General features: G+C 72.7%; 17 protein-coding genes and 1 pseudogene. 4 read left to right on the forward strand and 14 right to left on the reverse strand.

Annotation, left to right across the window (positions count from 1 at the left end):
* The 10 genes and pseudogenes from ACFY30_RS04675 to ACFY30_RS04720 all read right to left on the reverse strand — a co-directional run.
* Positions 1-148, reverse strand: a pseudogene (locus tag ACFY30_RS04675) (sulfate adenylyltransferase small subunit); the annotation flags it as partial.
* Positions 145-681: an adenylyl-sulfate kinase gene (gene cysC / locus ACFY30_RS04680; protein WP_390662538.1), complete on the reverse strand. Its 537-nt coding sequence runs from the start codon at positions 679-681 to the stop codon at positions 145-147. The gene cysC and the pseudogene ACFY30_RS04675, both read right to left, overlap by 4 nt.
* A gap of 29 nt (positions 682-710) precedes the next feature.
* Positions 711-1,421: a phosphoadenylyl-sulfate reductase gene (locus ACFY30_RS04685; RefSeq protein ID WP_390843697.1), complete on the reverse strand. Its 711-nt coding sequence runs from the start codon at positions 1,419-1,421 to the stop codon at positions 711-713.
* Positions 1,418-1,597 (reverse strand): hypothetical protein, encoded by a 180-nt coding sequence (locus ACFY30_RS04690; protein WP_390662536.1) that lies wholly within the window; start codon positions 1,595-1,597, stop codon positions 1,418-1,420. The genes ACFY30_RS04685 and ACFY30_RS04690 overlap by 4 nt, the downstream gene beginning before the upstream one ends.
* A complete protein-coding gene (locus ACFY30_RS04695) occupies positions 1,594-3,291 on the reverse strand; it encodes a nitrite/sulfite reductase (RefSeq protein WP_390843698.1) in 1,698 nt (565 codons plus the stop codon). The genes ACFY30_RS04690 and ACFY30_RS04695 overlap by 4 nt, the downstream gene beginning before the upstream one ends.
* A 168-nt stretch (positions 3,292-3,459) precedes the next feature.
* A complete protein-coding gene (locus ACFY30_RS04700) occupies positions 3,460-3,543 on the reverse strand; it encodes a putative leader peptide (RefSeq protein WP_309486338.1) in 84 nt (27 codons plus the stop codon).
* A gap of 151 nt (positions 3,544-3,694) precedes the next feature.
* Positions 3,695-4,267, reverse strand: a complete 573-nt coding sequence (locus ACFY30_RS04705; RefSeq protein ID WP_390843699.1) for a GNAT family N-acetyltransferase — start codon at positions 4,265-4,267, stop codon at positions 3,695-3,697.
* A gap of 72 nt (positions 4,268-4,339) precedes the next feature.
* Positions 4,340-5,635 carry a hypothetical protein gene (locus ACFY30_RS04710; protein WP_390843700.1) on the reverse strand — a complete coding sequence of 432 codons (1,296 nt, stop codon included), beginning with the start codon at positions 5,633-5,635 and terminating at the stop codon, positions 4,340-4,342.
* Positions 5,636-5,858: 223 nt separating this feature from the next.
* Entirely contained in the window at positions 5,859-7,151 is a 1,293-nt protein-coding gene (locus tag ACFY30_RS04715) for a GAF domain-containing protein (protein ID WP_390843701.1), read from the reverse strand.
* A 287-nt stretch (positions 7,152-7,438) separates the two neighbouring features.
* The gene (locus ACFY30_RS04720; RefSeq protein ID WP_390843702.1) at positions 7,439-9,073 is read right to left on the reverse strand and encodes an acyl-CoA dehydrogenase family protein; all 1,635 of its coding nucleotides are present in this window, start codon (positions 9,071-9,073) and stop codon (positions 7,439-7,441) included.
* A 123-nt stretch (positions 9,074-9,196) separates the two neighbouring features.
* Between ACFY30_RS04720 and ACFY30_RS04725 the strand changes: the two genes are divergently transcribed.
* Positions 9,197-10,375: a YihY/virulence factor BrkB family protein gene (locus ACFY30_RS04725; RefSeq protein ID WP_390843703.1), complete on the forward strand. Its 1,179-nt coding sequence runs from the start codon at positions 9,197-9,199 to the stop codon at positions 10,373-10,375.
* 622 nt (positions 10,376-10,997) lie between these two features.
* The gene (locus ACFY30_RS04730; RefSeq protein WP_390843704.1) at positions 10,998-11,675 is read left to right on the forward strand and encodes a helix-turn-helix domain-containing protein; all 678 of its coding nucleotides are present in this window, start codon (positions 10,998-11,000) and stop codon (positions 11,673-11,675) included.
* Here the strand turns inward: ACFY30_RS04730 and ACFY30_RS04735 are convergent.
* A complete protein-coding gene (locus tag ACFY30_RS04735; RefSeq protein ID WP_390843705.1) occupies positions 11,661-12,059 on the reverse strand; it encodes a VOC family protein in 399 nt (132 codons plus the stop codon). The two genes, ACFY30_RS04730 and ACFY30_RS04735, sit on opposite strands and share 15 nt — an antisense overlap.
* A 97-nt stretch (positions 12,060-12,156) precedes the next feature.
* Entirely contained in the window at positions 12,157-12,789 is a 633-nt protein-coding gene (locus ACFY30_RS04740; protein ID WP_390843706.1) for a VOC family protein, read from the reverse strand.
* Positions 12,790-12,861: 72 nt separating this feature from the next.
* Here ACFY30_RS04740 and ACFY30_RS04745 point away from each other — a divergent pair, with 72 nt between their 5' ends.
* Entirely contained in the window at positions 12,862-13,488 is a 627-nt protein-coding gene (locus ACFY30_RS04745) for a hypothetical protein (RefSeq protein WP_390843707.1), read from the forward strand.
* A gap of 234 nt (positions 13,489-13,722) precedes the next feature.
* On the forward strand, positions 13,723-14,382 hold the full coding sequence (locus tag ACFY30_RS04750) for a ThuA domain-containing protein (RefSeq protein ID WP_390843708.1): 660 nt from the start codon (positions 13,723-13,725) through the stop codon (positions 14,380-14,382).
* 96 nt (positions 14,383-14,478) lie between these two features.
* Here the strand turns inward: ACFY30_RS04750 and ACFY30_RS04755 are convergent, their stop codons facing one another.
* Complete coding sequence (locus ACFY30_RS04755) at positions 14,479-15,522, reverse strand: LacI family DNA-binding transcriptional regulator (protein WP_390843709.1); 1,044 nt, start codon at positions 15,520-15,522, stop codon at positions 14,479-14,481.
* Positions 15,523-15,944: 422 nt separating this feature from the next.
* On the reverse strand, positions 15,945-16,958 hold the full coding sequence (locus ACFY30_RS04760; RefSeq protein WP_390843711.1) for a hydroxyacid dehydrogenase: 1,014 nt from the start codon (positions 16,956-16,958) through the stop codon (positions 15,945-15,947).
* Positions 16,959-16,969 lie beyond the last annotated feature (11 nt).

The raw sequence follows: 16,969 nt of genomic DNA on the forward strand, positions 1-16,969 counted from the left end.
CCTTGCCGCCGGAGAACAGGATCACCGGGTTCTCGAACTCGCCCGCCACCTCGCGGAAGATGTGCACCGCCTCGGACTCCAGCGCGTCCAGATGGCTGAGGGTGTACGGTCCGGCCGTGCCCTCCTGAGCCGTGGCGACGGTTGTCACGCCAGTCCCCTTTCGCTGAGCAGGGCGTACACCGACGCCGCGGACTCCTGCACGGTCTGATCCTGGGACTCGATCCGCAGATCGGGCGACTCGGGCGCCTCGTACGGGTCGTCGACGCCGGTCAGCCCGGTCAGCTCGCCCGCCGCCTGCTTGGCGTACAGGCCCTTCACATCACGTACGGAGCACACCTCGACCGGAGTCGCCACATGCACCTCCAGGTAGGCGGAACCGTTTTCCTGGTGGCGCTTGCGTACCGCCTCCCGGCTGTCCGCGTACGGCGCGATCACCGGCACGAGCGCCTTCACACCGTTACGGGCGAGCAGTTCGGCGAGGAAGCCGATGCGCTGCACGTTGGTGTGCCGGTCCTCGCGGCTGAAGCCGAGGCCCGCCGAGATGAACTCGCGGATCTCGTCGCCGTCGAGCACCTCGACGCGGTGGCCCTCTTCGCGCAGCCGGCCGGCCAGCTCGTACGCGATGGTGGTCTTGCCGGCACTCGGCAGACCCGTGAGCCAGACGGTGGCTCCGGTCGTCACGTGGTTCTCCAATGTCTGTGTCATGGGGGTCAGCCGTGCAGTCCGCACTCGGTCTTGGCGCGCCCCGCCCAGCGTCCGGCGCGTGCGTCCTCGCCCTCGAGGACCCGGCGGGTGCAGGGGGCACAGCCCACGGAGGTGTAGCCGTCCATCAACAGGGGGTTGGACAGTACGCCGTGCTCGGTGATGTACGCATCGACGTCGTCCTGGGTCCAGCGGGCGATTGGCGAGATCTTGACCTTCTGCCGCTTCTCGTCCCAGCCGACGACCGGGGTGTTCGCCCGGGTCGGGGACTCGTCGCGCCGCAGGCCGGTGGCCCAGGCCCGGTACCCCTTCAGCCCCTCCTCCAACGGCTGCACCTTGCGCAGCTTGCAGCACAGGTCGGGATCGCGGTCGTGCAACTTCGGCCCGTACTGGGCGTCCTGCTCGGCGACCGTCTGGCGCGGGGTGAGCGTGATGACGTTGACGTCCATCACGGCCTCGACCGCGTCCCGGGTGCCGATGGTCTCGGGGAAGTGGTAGCCGGTGTCGAGGAACACCACGTCCACGCCCTTGAGGACCCGGGACGCGAGGTGGGCGACGACCGCGTCCTCCATGGAGGAGGTCACGCAGAAGCTCTTGCCGAAGGTGTCCACCGCCCACTGGAGGATCTCCAGGGCGGAGGCGTCCTCCAGTTCGCGGCCCGCCTGCTCGGCGAGCGCCTTCAACTCCTCGGTCGTACGGCCTTCCTGAACCGTCGTCATATCCGTTCCCCTCCCGTTTCGGTGCGCTGAACGCCCCGGGCCAGCAGCCCGAGGAACTTCAGCTGGAAAGCGCGGTTGCAGGCCACGCATTCCCAGGCGCCGTGGCTCTGCTCGTTCGGTCGCAGGTCCTCGTCGCCGCAGTAGGGGCAGTAGAAGGGGGCGGCCCGCTCGCTCATGAGAGGGCCTCCTCACTGGCGCGCGCGGCCCAGGCGGCGAACCGCTCGCCGTCCTCGCGCTCCTCCTGGAACCGCTTCAGCACGCGCTCCACGTAGTCCGGCAGTTCCTCCGCGGTGACCTTCAGGCCACGGACCTTGCGGCCGAAGCCCGCCTCGAGACCGAGCGCGCCGCCGAGGTGGACCTGGTAGCCCTCGACCTGCTCGCCGTTCGTGTCGAGGACCAGCTGTCCCTTGAGACCGATGTCCGCCACCTGGATACGGGCGCAGGCGTTCGGGCAGCCGTTGATGTTGATGGTGATCGGCTCGTCGAAGTCCGGGATACGGCGCTCCAGTTCGTCGATCAGCGAGGAGCCGCGCGCCTTCGTCTCGACGATGGCGAGCTTGCAGTACTCGATGCCGGTGCAGGCCATCGTGCCGCGCCGGAAGGGCGACGGCTTGGCGGTCAGGTCCAGCGCCTCCAGGGCGTCGACCAGCGACTGGACCTGCGTCTCCTCGACATCGAGGACGATCATCTTCTGCTCGACCGTGGTACGGACCCGGCCCGAGCCGTGCGCCTCGGCGAGGTCGGCGATCTTCGACAGCGTCGCGCCGTCGACCCGGCCGACACGCGGTGCGAAACCGACGTAGAAACGGCCGTCCTTCTGGCGGTGCACGCCGACGTGGTCGCGCCAGCGCTCCACCGGCTGCGCGGGCGCGGGGCCGTCGGTCAGCCTGCGTCCCAGGTACTCGTCCTCCAGCACCTGGCGGAACTTCTCCGCGCCCCAGTCGGCGACCAGGAACTTCAGGCGGGCGCGGGTGCGCAGCCGCCGGTAACCGTAGTCGCGGAAGATGGAGATGACGCCCTCGTAGACGTCCGGGACCTCGTCCAGCGGGACCCAGGCGCCGAGCCGGACGCCGATCTTGGGGTTGGTGGACAGGCCGCCGCCGACCCAGAGGTCGAAGCCGGGGCCGTGCTCGGGGTGCTCGACACCGACGAACGCGACGTCGTTGATCTCGTGCGCCACGTCCAGCAGCGGCGAGCCGGAGATCGCGGACTTGAACTTGCGGGGCAGGTTCGAGAACGCCTTGTTGCCGATGATCCGGCGCTGGATCTCCTCGATCGCCGGGGAGCCGTCGATGATCTCGTCCTCGGCGATGCCGGCCACCGGCGAGCCGATGATCACGCGGGGCGTGTCGCCGCAGGCCTCGGTGGTGGACAGGCCGACCGCCTCCAGGCGGTTCCAGATCTCCGGAACGTCCTCGATGCGGATCCAGTGGTACTGGACGTTCTGCCGGTCGGTGATGTCCGCGGTGCCACGCGCGAACTCCTGCGAGATCTCCCCGATCACCCGCAGCTGTTCGGTGGTCAGCCGGCCGCCGTCGATGCGGACGCGCAGCATGAAGTACTCGTCGTCCAGCTCCTCCGGCTCGAGGATCGCGGTCTTGCCGCCGTCGATCCCGGGCTTGCGCTGGGTGTACAGGCCCCACCAGCGCATCCGGCCGCGCAGGTCGTTGGGGTCGATCGAGTCGAAGCCGCGCTTGGAGTAGATCGTCTCAATACGTGTCCGCACATTGAGACCGTCGTCGTCCTTCTTGAACTGTTCGTTGCCGTTGAGCGGGGTGAAGTGACCCACTGCCCACTGACCCTCACCGCGGTGACGGCTCACCTTGCGGCGGGGCGCGGAGGCGGCAGGGTTCTGCGGGGTGGCGGCCATGGTGAATACGTCCTTCGGGACAGCGACGGATGGGGCCGGCGCGTAGCGCCGTCCGTGAGGGGTGGCGGGCAGGAGGCCTTCACCTGCGCGTACGGGCGCATGGAGGCATGCGTGCGCGTCGTTGCGCGGGGGAGGCTGGATCAGGAGACGTCGGCGCTGCTGGACTGCTCAGCTCGCCGGACAGATGGCGCTGGACATGCGGCCGAGGTCGACGTGCCGCCGACTCACCAAGGCAATTCCAGTTCCAGACATGACGGAAGCGTGTCACGGCGATCTGGACACAGTCCAGCTTTATCCGCCATGTGGACACCCTTGTCCCGAGATGCGAGACGAAGGTGTCCTCGATCACATGACCCGCGCGAACCCTTGTCCACGCAGGCCAGAACGGCTAGGCGAGCCCTCGTCAGGCGGGGTGCGCGCCCGGCCAGGGGCCCGGCGCGGACACCTGCGGCTGCTCCTCCACCTTGGTGTCGAACAGCTTGAAGCCCCGGCGCTGGTAGTTGGCCATGGCGTGCTCGCCGTCCAGGCTGCACGTGTGCAGCCACACCCGCTTGGTCTCCGGCAGCCCCGGCCAGCGGTCCCCGAGGTCCCAGGCGCGGGCCGCCCCGTACGACAGCAGGTGCCCGCCGATCCGCCGCCCGCGGAAGGCCGGGATCAGCCCGAAGTACACGATCTCCACGACCCCGTCGTCCTGCGGCTCCAGCTCCACGTACCCGGCCGGCGTGCCCCGGTCGTAGGCGGCCCAGGTCTCGACCCCCGGACGCGCCAGGTGCTCCGCCCAGCGCGCGTACGGCCAGCTCAGCCGGTCGATCCAGCGGATGTCCCCGCCCACTGAGGCGTACAGGAAACGGCTGAACTCGGGCGAGGGCACCTCGGAGCGGACGATCCGGACGTCACCGTCCGGCGCGGCGGCCGGGAGGAGATCGGTCGGGGCGGTCTGCTCCAGGGACCAGGTGGTCACGGGGATGTGGGTCATGCGGTCAGGGAATCATCGGAGCCGAGGATCTGTCGATCGCGGTCCACGAACCGGGCCGTCCGGCCGCCGGGACTACCGGTCCGATCCGCCGATCGAGCCCAGCGGTGTGGCGAACAGCACCCGTCCCGACTGCGTCCAGACCTCTCCCGTCTCCGCCCAGTAGGAGAGGGACTCGGTGAGCCCGCTCCAGCAGGCGTGCGACCCGGCGGCGCCGCACTTCGCGGCCTTCGCCCCCTCGGTGGTCTGCCGCCACAGCACGCCGTGCCGCTCCCGCGCCGCGGCCGCCCGGCTGACGTACCACTCGCCGTCGTACGACAGCACACCCCGCACACCGGTGAGCTTCGTCTTGTACGCCTCCGACGCACGCACCCGCCCGTCGGCGTCCGCGGCGAGCAGGCCCTCCTGGCCGCCGGCCGTGCTGAACGGGTAGCGCCACAGCCGGGCCGTCCGGTCGCCGCCGTCGAGGGTCCACTCGCCGGCCACCAGGCTGTCCGGCGCCGTGCTGCGGTCGAGGGAGACGGTGGTGGGCCGAGGGGAGTCCGCGCCGCCGTCGAGCCGGTAGGAGCCCACGGCAGGCAGGACGAACCGGTAGCCGTGCGCCGACCAGCCGCCGGCCACCCGGCCGACCGCCTCGCCGGTGACATCGGCGCGCTGGACGCGGTTCATGTCGTACACGTACAGCGCGGACACGTCCCCGTCGTCGGCGGTGACCAGCAGCTTGTCCTGGTACCAGACCATCCCGGAGACATGGGAGGCCAGGCCCCGGTAGTCGCGGCCGCCGTCCACCGGGACGGCCAGCAGCACCCAGGTGTACGAGAGGTGGTCCAAATCGTCGGCGTCGACGAAGGCGACGCGGGCCAGCCCCCGGTCGGCCGCCGTGCCGCCGGTGCGCGACCAGCCGGAGAGGATGACCCGGTTGCTGCCCCAGAAACCGTCGTCGTCCGCGTCCCCGGATGTGGTGACCGCGCCCGCCCGCCAGCCCTCGGTGTCGTCGGTGTTCCAGCAGTACGCGCGCCTGGCCGCGGGGGAGACCGGCAGGTCCCCGCGCTCGGCCGCCGAACAGTCGCCGGCGTTGCGCAGGGTGCGGTCCGCGCCCGCCAGCACCGCGCCCACACCGACCGGCCGGCCCATCCCGGCGGCGAGCCGGTCCAGATCGGCCTGCGGGACCCGGTCCTCCGTCAGGACCGTGCCCTGCGCCGCCGCGGACACGGAGAGCGGCTTCAGGGCGCCGGGGCCGTCGTCGGTGACCGTGGCCTGGGAGGCGCTGATCATGGTGGCGGCGGCGGTGAGCGCGAGAGCGGTTCCGGCCAGGAAGGCGCGTACTGCCCTGCCCCGCCTGCGCCGGCGGTGTCGGCCGCGATGTCTCATTCGTCCTCCCGAGGCGGGCCAACTGCGCCTGATGATCCGTACGTTGACCGAGGAGCAGGTGGGGTGACCCGTAGAGGATGCTACGGCAGTCGGCCGCCTTCCCGGACGAAGACTGCGCAAATATGCGGAAGATGCCACCGGGTGCAGCATTCCTGCTACGGTGCGCGATTCGTTCACTACGGCAAGTGGGTCCGCCGTCGCGGCGGCGCCCCTCCGTCCGTCGCTACGGTGTGCGAACCCGGCCCCGCAGCACCGCGGGCGCCGTCGTCCGGGGCAACAGGTCCGCCGGGTCGGCCGGGAGGAGCACCTCGACCTCCGCCTCCTCGCAGAAACGATACGGCCGATGCTCCAGGAGTCCCCCCAGATACCGCCGTACCCGCGACATCTCGGCCCGCACCGTCACCGTGCGCGCCGGGTCGCCGAACATGTCCTCGGCCAGGCCCGACGCGCTGCGCCCGCCCCGGTGCACCGCGAGCAGATAGAGCAACTCGGCATGCCGCGGACTGAGTTCGCGCGACCAGGAGCCGGCCCCGCCCGACACCGTCACCGACCAGCGGCGCGACCGGCTCAGATCCAGCACGATGTGGGCGGCCCCGCTCGGCGACCGCTCGCCCGGCTCGTCCACCGGCCGCACCAGCCAGCCCCCGGCCAGCGGTTCCAGCGCGCACAGCCCCAGCGCCGGCAGCCACCGCCGCCCCGCCGACGGCGACTTGGGCAGCGTGATCCGGCCGGCATACGGCATCCCGGTCACCGCCGCCGTCCAGCCCTCCCCGTCCACCACCGCCGCCCGGCCGCCCAGCCGGGCCAGCACCGGCGCCGCCACCGCCCGCAGCCGCTCCAGCGAACCCACGTGCAACTCCCGCAGTCTGGCCTCGGCGAGCTTGGCCACCGAGTCGACCCAGGCCAGCGTGGCCGGATGCATCGTCTCCAACGGCCCGCTCACGTCGACCACACCTAGCAGCCGGCCGTTGCGCGGATCCGAGATCGGGGCACCCGCACACGTCCAGGTGCCGTGCGCACGCACGAAGTGCTCACCGGCGAACACCTGCACCGGCCGCCGCACCACCGCCGGCGTGCCCACCCCGTTGGTGCCGACCACGCCCTCCCCCCAGTCCGCGCCCAGCTCGAAGCCCAGCCCGTCGGCCTTGCGCAGCACGGGAGAACAGCCCTCCCGCCACAGCACCCGGCCCTCCTCGTCGGCGACGACCATGATGTGCTGCGCGACGTCCGCCACCGACAACAGCCCCTCCCGCAGCACGGGCAGCACCTCCCGCAGCGGCGACTCCTCCCGGCGGCGCCGCACTTCGTCGGCGCTCAGCAGACCGGCGGAGAAACCGTTCTCGGGATCCAGCCCGCTGCGCAGCATCCGCTCCCAGGACTGCTCGATCACCGGGCGCGGCGCCACCCGCGCCCGCCGGCCGGCCAGCCGCGCGTCACGCACCTCGTTGAGCACCCGCGCCGCCCGCGCGGCGTCGACGGCCGCGAGCTGCGGCACGTTCATCGGCGAGTGGGCCACAAGAGCCTCCCGGGAGACACGCAAGAGACGACCGGATGTCAAGTTCCCGCAGCGACTGTTTCCAGTCGTGCTGAAGGCCCCATCTTGCCGTCCACCTCGGCCGGAGGGGCGCACTCCGGTCACAACCACCGACAAGTTGCAACCCCCTGCAACCCTGGTGAACATCCACACCGTGTCCGAAACTTGAGCCACGCCGTCCCGAGCGGCGATCGTGGCCTCGCAGGGCCCAAGCTGCGGGGGTGGTGCCGTGTCGGCGCAGCACCACCCCCGCTCCCTGTCCGCGCTGCTCAGACCCCGGGAGCGGCCCGCTCCACCAGACCCGCCAGATCAAGACTGTGCGGCAGTGTGCCGAAGGCCGCGCCGCCGTCCCCGCCGAGCCGGGACGCACAGAACGCGTCCGCCACCTCCGGCGGCGCGAACCGTACGAGCAGCGCCCCCTGGAGCACCAGCGCGAACCGCTCCGCCAGCCGCCGCGCCCGCGCCTCCACCCCCTCCAGATCGGCCAGCTCCGCCAACAGCCCCTTGACCGCCGCGTCCAGCCGGTGATCGGCCCCGCGCGCCAGCCCCACCTCCCGCAGATACGCGTTCAGCGCCCGCGGCTCGCTCCGCAGGGCCCGCAGCACATCGAGGGCCTGCACATTGCCCGCGCCCTCACAGACCGAGTTCAGCGGCGACTCGCGCACCAGCCGCGGCATCCCCGACTCCTCGACGTAACCGTTTCCCCCCAGACACTCCGCCGCCTCCACCACCATCGGCGTGCAGCGCTTGGTCACCCAGTACTTGGCGGCCGGAACCGCGATCCGCAGAAACGCCCGCTCCTGCTCACCGCCGTCGTCGTAGGCCGCCGCGAGCCGCAGCCCCAGCGTCGTCGCCGCCTCCGACTCCAGCGCCAGATCGGCCAGCACGTTGCGCATCAACGGCTTGTCGACGAGCTTCCCGCCGAACGCCGCACGGTACGAACAGTGGTGCACGGCCTGCGCGACCGCCTGCCGCATCAGCCCCGCCGACCCCAGCACGCAGTCCACCCGGGTCGCCGCCACCATGTCGATGATGGTGCGCACCCCGCGCCCCTCCGCCCCGACCCGGCGTGCCCACGTCCCGTCGAACTCCACCTCGGCCGACGCGTTCGACCGGTTGCCCAGCTTGTCCTTGAGCCGCTGCAGACGGAACGGGTTGCGCGTGCCGTCCTCGAGCACCCGCGGCACCAGGAAACACGTCAGCCCCTCCGGGGCCTGCGCCAGCACCAGGAACCCGTCCGACATCGGCGCCGAACAGAACCACTTGTGCCCGGTCAGCGTGTACGTCCCGGCCTCGGCCAGCGGCTCGGCCGCCGTCGTGCAGGCCCGCACGTCGCTGCCGCCCTGCTTCTCCGTCATCCCCATCCCGAACAGCGCCCCCGCCTTCAGCCGGGCGGGCCGCAGCTCACGGTCGTAGATCGTGGACGTCAGCCGGGGCTCCCACTCGGCGGCCAGCTCCGGGTCGGCGCGCAGCGCGGGCACCGCGGCGTGCGTCATCGACAGCGGACAGCCGTTGCCCGCCTCGACCTGCGTCCACACCACGAACCCCGCCGCCCGCCGCACATGCCCGCCCGGCCGCGCCCAGGCCGCCGTCAGACCGGCGCCGACCCCCTTGCCGAGCAGCCGGTGCCACGCCGGATGGAAATCGACCTCGTCGACCCGGTGGCCGAAACGGTCGTACGCGCGCAGGGTCGGCGGATGCTCGTTCGCCTGCACCGCCCACTCCTGCAACTGGGCCGACCCGGCGGCCCGCCCCAGCGCGGACAGCTCGCCGCGCGCCTCCTCCAGCAGAGCGGGATCGAGGTGCCGCTCCACGGCGGACACCAGGGCCCGGTCGCTGCCGTACACGTCGTACCCGCTCAGCGGAGGGGGCTGGTTGCTCACGGTGTGCGTGCTGCCTGCCATACCGCGAACCTACCCCCGGGTACGCCCGTCATGACCGCCCGGAGCCCGCGTGCCGCGTCCCGGCCCGGCGACGCCGCCTCGCCGGAGGTGAGTGCAGACCCGAACGGCGGATACCTTTAGGGCGTGCAGCCAGCAAGACAGTCACCCGAGCCACCGGGAGGCCCCACGGGACGCCTCCACCGGGCGCGTGCCCTCTACCGGAACGTCTCCAAGCGGCGGACTGCCTGGCTGCTGTTGAAGGACACCGTCAACTCCTGCATCGAGTACCGCATCCTCGGTCTCGCCGCCGAGGCCGCGTTCTTCACCCTGCTGTCCGTGCCGCCGCTGCTGCTCAGTCTCATCGGCCTGCTCGGCTACGTCGACGACTGGACCGGCACCGACTCCATCAGCAGCCTGGAGAGCAACCTCCTGGAGGCCTCCCGCACGGTCCTGTCCGACAAGGGCGTCACCGAGATCGCCCAGCCCATCCTGGACGACGTGATGAAGGGCGGCCGGCCCGACGTCATCTCGATAGGCTTCCTGTTCGCCCTGTGGTCGGGATCGCGGGCCGTCAACGTCTTCATCGACACCATCACCGTCATGTACGGCCTCGACGGCGTACGCGGCATCGTCAAGACCCGGCTGGTGGCGTTCCTGCTGTTCATCGCGGCCCTGCTGATCGGCTCGGTCGCGCTGCCCCTCATGGTCGCCGGCCCCGACGCCGTGGTGCGGATCGTGCCCTGGTCCACCACCGTCGTCCAGGTCCTGTACTGGCCGGTCGTGATCGTCCTGTCCATCGCCTTCCTGACGACGCTCTACCACGTGTCCGTGCCGGTGCGCTCCCCGTGGATCGAGGACGTTCCCGGCGCCCTGGTCGCCCTCGCCATGTGGGTCCTCGGCAGCTTCCTGCTGCGCATCTACCTCACCAGCACCATCGAGGGCGCCACGATCTACGGCTCCCTCGCCGCCGCCGTCGCCGTCCTGCTGTGGATCGGTGTGTCCGCCTTCGCCGTCCTGGTCGGCGCCGCCGTCAACGCCGCCATCGACCGTGTCTGGCCCGCCGCCGCGACGGCCGCCGCCCGCGCCGCCAACGAACGGCTGCGCGAGGAGGAGGCCGCCGAGTACGTCGCCCGCATGACGGCGGCCCGCTCCCACGACGACCCCGACGACCCGGACATGCCCTCCGAGTTCCCCGAACGCTGGTCGCGCTTCCTTCCGCCGGACGACGTCACGGCCCGGCTGCGCACCCACGCGAAGAGCACCCCCAAGCCGAACGGCGTCACCGGAACGAACGGCGAGGAACCGCCTGCGCCGGAGAAGTGAGCGGGATCGTGCGGGGGCGCCCCTCCGTACGATCTCCGGCGGCGGGGAGCCCCGCATCACCACCCTGGTCACCGCGCTTACCGGCTCGATACCAGGCCGGGCCCGGACTGCCCCGGGCCATCGTCGCCGCCGCGCTACGAGCCCCGGCTCACCGAACTGCTGCCCGCCCGGCGCCCGGCGTCTTGCGCCCCACGCCCCGCGCCCGGCGACGAGCCGGCTCGGGCCGACGGTGGCGGACGGGCACCGCTGGGAGGCCGCGCGGGAGGCAGCGCGGGCAGCCGCACGGCAGCTGCGGGAGCTGACGGCCGAGGCGGCGGGGACACGGGGTGTGCCGGTTGTCGGTGGGGTTCTGGGTGGGTGTCCGGGGCGTCGGGTGTCTTGCGCGCGGGGTGTGCCGGTTGTCGGTGGGGTTCTGGGTGGGTGTCCGGGGCGTCGGGTGTCTTGCGCGCGGGCTGCTCCGTTCGTCGGCCGGGTTCCGGGCGGGGGGCCGGACGCGAGCGTCGTGACCACCCGCGACGATCCGTGACCCCCCCGTACCCTCCCCGGACACGCAGCACGACGCGCCCCGCGCGACCGTCCGCCACGGCCACCGGTGCCGGGGTGGAGGCGTAGCCTGGCCCACGTGTACGAGGAGCGGCCCTCCCGGCTGGCCGGGGCGGTGGTCTGGACGAACGCCCCCGTGCCGGGACCCGGCGCGCGGCCCGTCCTGCCCGACGGCTGCATGGACCTGCTGTGGAACGACGGCCGCCTGCTCGTGGCGGGCCCCGACACCCACGCGTACGTCCCCGGCGGCCCGCCCACCGCCTGGGCCGGTGTCCGCTTCTTCCCCGGCACCGCACCCGCCCTCCTCGGCGTACCGGCCCACGAACTGCGTGACCGCCGCGTGGAGCTGGCCGATCTGTGGCCCGCGGCCTGGGTGCGACGCCTGACCGGCCGGATCGCCGCGGCGGCCCATCCTGTCACGGCACTGGAAGAGGTGGCGCTGGAGCGGGCGGCCCCGCCCGACCCCGCACTGCGCCGGCTGGTCACCGCGCTCGCCGCGGGCCGCCCGGTCTCCACCACGGCCGACGAACTCGGCCTCGGCGCACGCCGGTTGCACCGCCGCTCCCTCACCGCCTTCGGCTACGGACCCAAGACACTGGCCCGCATCCTGCGTCTGCAGCGGGCCCTCGGCCTGGCCCGGGCGGGCGTGCCGTACGCGGACACGGCGGCCCGGGCCGGATACGCCGACCAGGCCCATCTCGCGCGTGACGTCAGGGAGTTCACCGGGACGACACTGAGCGACCTACTGCGGCGGTAGCGGTGCGAACAGGTCGACGCCGTTGCCGTCCGGGTCGTGGACGACCGCGTACCGCTGGCCCCAGAAGGCGTCCCACGGCTTGAGTTCGCCGTGATGACCGGCGCCGACCAGCTCCTCGAACACCGCGTCCACGTCCGCCGGTCCGTCGCAGCGCAGCGCGAGCGAGGCCCGGCCGCCCCCGGACGGCGGGCGCCAGCCCGGATGGAAGGAACGGACGGTCTCCTCGGTGTCCAGCAGCAGCCGCAGCCCGCCCGGCAGCGCTGCCTCGCTGTGGGGCTCCCGCTCGGCCCCGTCGGGGAACGCGAACCCGAGCCGGCGGTAGAAGGCGACGGAGGCTGCCATGTCGGAGACGACCAGTCCGATGGCATCGAAACGTGTACTCATGCGGTCAGGCTAGGCAGGGCCCGAGCGTCCGGTCTTGAAGGAAACGGACACCGGCCCGGCGCGGCCGCGCGAAGCGTGGCGCCCACGGCCGGGGGGCTCAGGTGAAGGTGACCGGGCCGTTCGCGGTGTCCACCGTGAAGGAGAAGGCGGCCGGGCCCTCGGTGAGGGAGAGACCGGTGCCCAGGGCCGCCAGCAGCGGGCGGATCTCGTCCGGGGCGGGGGCCGTGGCGGTCATCTCCCGCAGCGGGGTCACGGGCAGCCCGGACGCGGAGGGGTGCGGGCTCGTCCCCCAGTCGATGAGAAAGGGCACCAGCCCGGACGGGTGCGGGGAGCCCCCGTCGGTCAGCCGCCACCGCAGCAGGGTGCCGTCGGGACGGCGCCGGCTCATGTCCCGTACGTCACCGGGGTCGTAGCCCTGTGCGCGGGCGCCGGCGACCGTCGCGTCCAGGTCCGGAGGGCTGATCGCCCAGGTGATGGTCCGTGGGGCGTCGAGGCCGTCCACGCCGAAGGGGCGCGGACCCGTCGGTTCGGGCTGCTCCGGATCGGGGCCGAGGATCTCCAGGTAGGCGCGGCCGCCCAGTCCCACCAGATGGTTGCGGGTGCCGTGCCCGATGTGCGCCCCGCCCGGCGCGGGAACCACTCCCGTGCGCCGGGTGAACTCTGCGACCGTCGCCGCCAGATCGGGCGTTGCGAGAACGATGTGGTCGAGACGTGCGGGAATCGTGTCCATCCCGCCCGAGCCTACGCGCCACGCCACCGAAAAGGCCGCGCCTGTGGAACACCTGTCCGGCAGGATGACCCCATGATCCGTGCCCTGCGTGCCCTGCCGGCACTGTCGCTGCTGCCCCTGCTGCCCCTGCTGCCCCTGCTGCTCACGGCCTGCGGTGACGAGCGGCCCGGCGCGGCCGCTGATCCGACCGAACTGGCCGACAGGGCACAGCCGTTGGGCATCGCCCCGGAACTCGTGTACACCACGGACGTCGAGGGCTACACCCTCGCCCAGCAGTCCGTCGGCGTGTACGGCGACGACGGCTTCTCCGCGGCCTACTTCTCCCGGAAGAGCGGGAAGTTCTTCCAACTGGCCGTCGACCGTGGCACGTTGACTGCCGCCAACTGTTCCGGCCAGCCGGTCGCCGGCACCGACGGCACCTCCACCGCCTGTGAACGCGACGGCGACACCTGGTACCGCACCACCGACGGCAGCAGTGAGTACGCCGTACCGAAGAAGGACCTGGTCATCCGGATCAGCGGCGACGGGGTGCCCCGCGACGACCTGCGCGAGGCCGCCGAGAACGCCCATCGCCCCACCGCCGCCGAACTCGACACCCTCCTGCCCTCCGCCCCCGCGGGCGGCGAACCGGTGGAGCGCGGCGACCTGCCGCCGGAGGGCGACGGCGCGCCCGACAACGACGTCGGTGTGGGCGGATGACGAGTCGGCCGGCCGAGAAGAGGGCCGGCTGAGAACGCGGCCGCCCCGGAGAAGGGCCGGCTGAGAACGCGGCGGGGACGATGACGCGGGCAGCGGAGGAGTGTCAGGGGAGGAGTGGGGCAGGGGACGAGCGGGGGAGGTGAGAGCGGGGACGACGCCGGAGGCCGGCCCCCGAAAATTTCGCCCCGACGATCTCCCTGGGACCCGCTCCGTCCCGGTCATAGGCTCGGCCGTATGACCGCCCGCCTGCTCGTGTACACCCGCACGACCGCCTACCGCCACGACTCCATCCCGGACGCCGTCACCGCCGTACGCGCCCTGGAGGGTTTCACCGTCGACCACAGCGAGGAGCCGGGCGCCCTGGAGGCCCCGCTCGACGGATACGCGGCCGTGGTCTTCCTCTCCACCAGCGGCGAGGTCCTCACTCCCGCCGGGCGCGAACGCCTCGCCGCGTACGTGGGCTCGGGCGGCGGCTTCGTCGGGGTGCACGCGGCGGCCTGCACCGAGTACGACTGGCCGTACTACGGCGAACTCCTCGGCGCCCGCTTCGACCGGCACCCCGCGTACCAGCCCGGCAAGGCGGTGATCGAGGACCACGACCACCCCGCCACCCGGCATCTCCCGGCCGTCTGGGACGTCACCGACGAGTGGTACGACTTCCGCGTCAGTCCCCGCGGACGGGTCCATGTCCTCGCCGGCGCCGACGAGGCCTCGTACGAAGGCGGCGGGATGGGCGCCGACCACCCCCTGGTGTGGTGCCGCGAGGAGGGCGAGGGCCGCGTCTTCTACACCGCGCTCGGGCACGCCTCCGAGGCCTACCGGGACCCGGACTTCCTGGCCCATCTGCGGGGAGGGATCGCCTGGGCGGCCCGCTCCGGCCCCGAGGCAGGGTGACGACGTGGACGTCAACCACCCCTCGCTCCGCTTCCGTTGCCGGCAGGCCGGCCCGCACCGGACACCGGACTCCAGGGCCCGCGGCCGCGGTGCGACTCAGCGCCTGGGCTCAGCCGTGCTCGCCCGTTCCACCAGCCGAGTCGACAACTCCGTCCGGGTGCCCTCCGGATGCTCGCCGTCCATCATCCGCACCAGCAGCCGCAGCGCCGTCGCCGCCATCTCCGCCAGCGGCTGGCGGACGGTGGTCAGGGCGGGGCTGGCCCAGCGGGACTCGGGCAGATCGTCGAAACCGACCACGCTGACGTCGTACGGGATCCTCAACCCCCGCTCCAGCACGGCCCGGTAGACCCCCAGCGCCATGCTGTCGGAGCAGACGAACACGGCCGTCGGCGGCTCGGGAAGGTCGAGGAGTTCGCACATCCGGCGGTGGGCCACCACCTCCTCGAAGCCGCCGTCGCGCACATACTCGGGTCGGTGCGGCAGCCCGGCCGACGCGAGCGCCGATCGGTAACCGGCCACCCGGGCGCTGCTGCAGATCTTGCGGCGCGGCCCGGCCACCACGGCGATGCGCTCGTGACCGAGCGCCAGCAGATGTTCCGTCGCGGTCACCCCGCCCTGCCAGTTCGCGGCACCCACCGACACCACGCCCGGCGGCGGCTCCACCACCGGGTCGATCAGCACGAACGGCGTGCGGTGCTGCTCCAGCCACGCGTACTGAGAGGCCGTCAACTCCGCCAGGTTGAACAGCACTCCGGCGGACCCGCGCAGGGTCAGCTTGTCCAGCCAGCCGCGCTGCGGACGGCCGGCCCGGGTACGGGACAGGGCGGCCGAGACCACCACGTCCAGACCGGCGTCGTGCGCCGCCTCCTCCACCCCGTGCAGCACCGCCCCCGACCAGGAGCTCTCCAGCGAGTGCACGACCAGATCCACCAGCCGGGGCGGCTTCGTCGCGTCGAAGCGCGGTCTGCGCACATACCCGAGCCGGTCCAGCGCCTCCGTGACCCGGCGTCTGGTCTCGGGGGCCACGTCCTCCCGGCCGTTGACCACCTTGGAGGCGGTGGGTACGGACACCCCCGCCTCGCGGGCCACGACCGCCAGTGTCGGACCGGCCGTCGCGCTCGCACTCGCCGTGCGCACCATGCGGAACCACCTCTCCGGCCCGCCCGAGGGCCAGCGAAAGCTCGACCAGCGCCCTTTCGGAGCCGATCCGGACAGACGGCTCGCAGAAAGCGCTTGCTATCCTAGGGGTGGCTCAGCGAGACGTGAAGACGCCGGGAATCGCGGGATCTTGGGCGCCGGACGCTTTCGAAAGGGCCGTCACCGGCCGGACGGCGGCGACGGCGGCGACGGCGGCGACGGGAGGCTGCGGCGGGCGGGCGCGCGGCATGTCTCCTCGCCGGCGTGTGCCGACCTGTTGGGGGCCGGCCGGCGAGCCGGAAGACCGGCAGGAGGGCGGGGGAGCAGCGAGGCAGGGGAGGCGGACGGGGGGTAGGGCTCGCGCCCGCGTCGGGCCACCCGCGTCAGTCCAGCCGGGCCAGGCCTCTCGCGTCGGGCCACCCCCGTCAGGCCACCCGGGCCAGGTCCGCGTGCCGGACCTCGTGCGCCGGCGGCAGGCCGCTCGCCAGACGCTCCAGTTCCTCGACGACGACACGGCCGAGCCGCTCCAGTTCGTTGCCGAGGGAGCCCGCGATGTGCGGGGTGAGGAAGACGTTGGGGAGCCGGTACAGGGGTGAGCCGGCGGGCAGCGGCTCGGGGTCGGTGACGTCCAGGACGGCGTGCAGCCGCCCGGAGACCAGCTCGTCGGTGAGTGCCGCGTGGTCGACGAGGGCGCCGCGGGAGGTGTTGATCAGTACGCCGCCGTCGCGGACCAGGGCGAGGCGGGCACGGTCCAGCATGTGGTGGGTCTCGGGGATGTCGGGCGCGTGCAGGCTGACGATGTCGCTGTGCCGCAGCAGATCCTCCAGGGAGAAGAGCCGGGCGCCGAGTTCCGCTGCCTCGGCCGCGTCGACGTACGGGTCGTGCAGAAGGACCTCGACGTCGTGGGGGCGCAGCAGTTCCAGCAGGCGGCGGCCGACCCGGGAGGCCCCGATGACGCCGATCCGGCGGCCGACGTTGCCGAGGGCGGCGGTCTCGGCCGGGGTGGGCCCGCTGTGTGTACGGCGATAGCGCTCGCGGTGGGTGAACACGTCCTTCCCGGCGAGCAGGATCATCGCGAGCGTGTACTCGGCCACCGGTACGGCGTTTGCGGTCACCGCGCTGGAAACGGTTACCCCATGCTGCCACAGGGCCTCGCCGGCCAGCGGGCGCACGGAGCCCGCCGCATGAAGCACCGCGCGCAGCCGGGGCACCGCCTTGAGCGCGTCCCCGTCGAGGTGCGGACATCCCCAGCCGGTGATGAGGACATCGGCGGCGGCCAGCGCCGGGGCCGCGGCGGGGTCGGCGAAGTCCCGCACGACGAGGGCGGGATCGACCTCGGCAGTCCGCCGCAACCGGGCCAGCAGCGGGGCGGGGAACAGCAGGGGAAGGTGCACCGGATCCATGGCGAACACGGCCCTCGGCGGCTGGGCGCTGGGCATGACTCTCCCGG

Source organism: Streptomyces sp. NPDC000345 (assembly GCF_042898825.1).
Classification (GTDB): Bacteria; Actinomycetota; Actinomycetes; order Streptomycetales; family Streptomycetaceae; genus Streptomyces.

Excerpts from the sequence above, each read along its gene's own strand:
- ACFY30_RS04685 (WP_390843697.1), bottom strand. The coding sequence starts at position 1,421 with ATGACGACGGTTCAGGAAGGCCGTACGACCGAGGAGTTGAAGGCGCTC.
- ACFY30_RS04690 (WP_390662536.1), bottom strand. The coding sequence starts at position 1,597 with ATGAGCGAGCGGGCCGCCCCCTTCTACTGCCCCTACTGCGGCGACGAG.
- ACFY30_RS04695 (WP_390843698.1), bottom strand. The coding sequence starts at position 3,291 with ATGGCCGCCACCCCGCAGAACCCTGCCGCCTCCGCGCCCCGCCGCAAG.
- ACFY30_RS04700 (WP_309486338.1), bottom strand. The coding sequence starts at position 3,543 with ATGTCTGGAACTGGAATTGCCTTGGTGAGTCGGCGGCACGTCGACCTC.
- ACFY30_RS04705 (WP_390843699.1), bottom strand. The coding sequence starts at position 4,267 with ATGACCCACATCCCCGTGACCACCTGGTCCCTGGAGCAGACCGCCCCG.
- ACFY30_RS04710 (WP_390843700.1), bottom strand. The coding sequence starts at position 5,635 with ATGAGACATCGCGGCCGACACCGCCGGCGCAGGCGGGGCAGGGCAGTA.
- ACFY30_RS04720 (WP_390843702.1), bottom strand. The coding sequence starts at position 9,073 with ATGGCAGGCAGCACGCACACCGTGAGCAACCAGCCCCCTCCGCTGAGC.
- ACFY30_RS04735 (WP_390843705.1), bottom strand. The coding sequence starts at position 12,059 with ATGAGTACACGTTTCGATGCCATCGGACTGGTCGTCTCCGACATGGCA.
- ACFY30_RS04740 (WP_390843706.1), bottom strand. The coding sequence starts at position 12,789 with ATGGACACGATTCCCGCACGTCTCGACCACATCGTTCTCGCAACGCCC.
- ACFY30_RS04745 (WP_390843707.1), top strand. The coding sequence starts at position 12,862 with ATGATCCGTGCCCTGCGTGCCCTGCCGGCACTGTCGCTGCTGCCCCTG.
- ACFY30_RS04750 (WP_390843708.1), top strand. The coding sequence starts at position 13,723 with ATGACCGCCCGCCTGCTCGTGTACACCCGCACGACCGCCTACCGCCAC.
- ACFY30_RS04755 (WP_390843709.1), bottom strand. The coding sequence starts at position 15,522 with ATGGTGCGCACGGCGAGTGCGAGCGCGACGGCCGGTCCGACACTGGCG.
- ACFY30_RS04760 (WP_390843711.1), bottom strand. The coding sequence starts at position 16,958 with ATGCCCAGCGCCCAGCCGCCGAGGGCCGTGTTCGCCATGGATCCGGTG.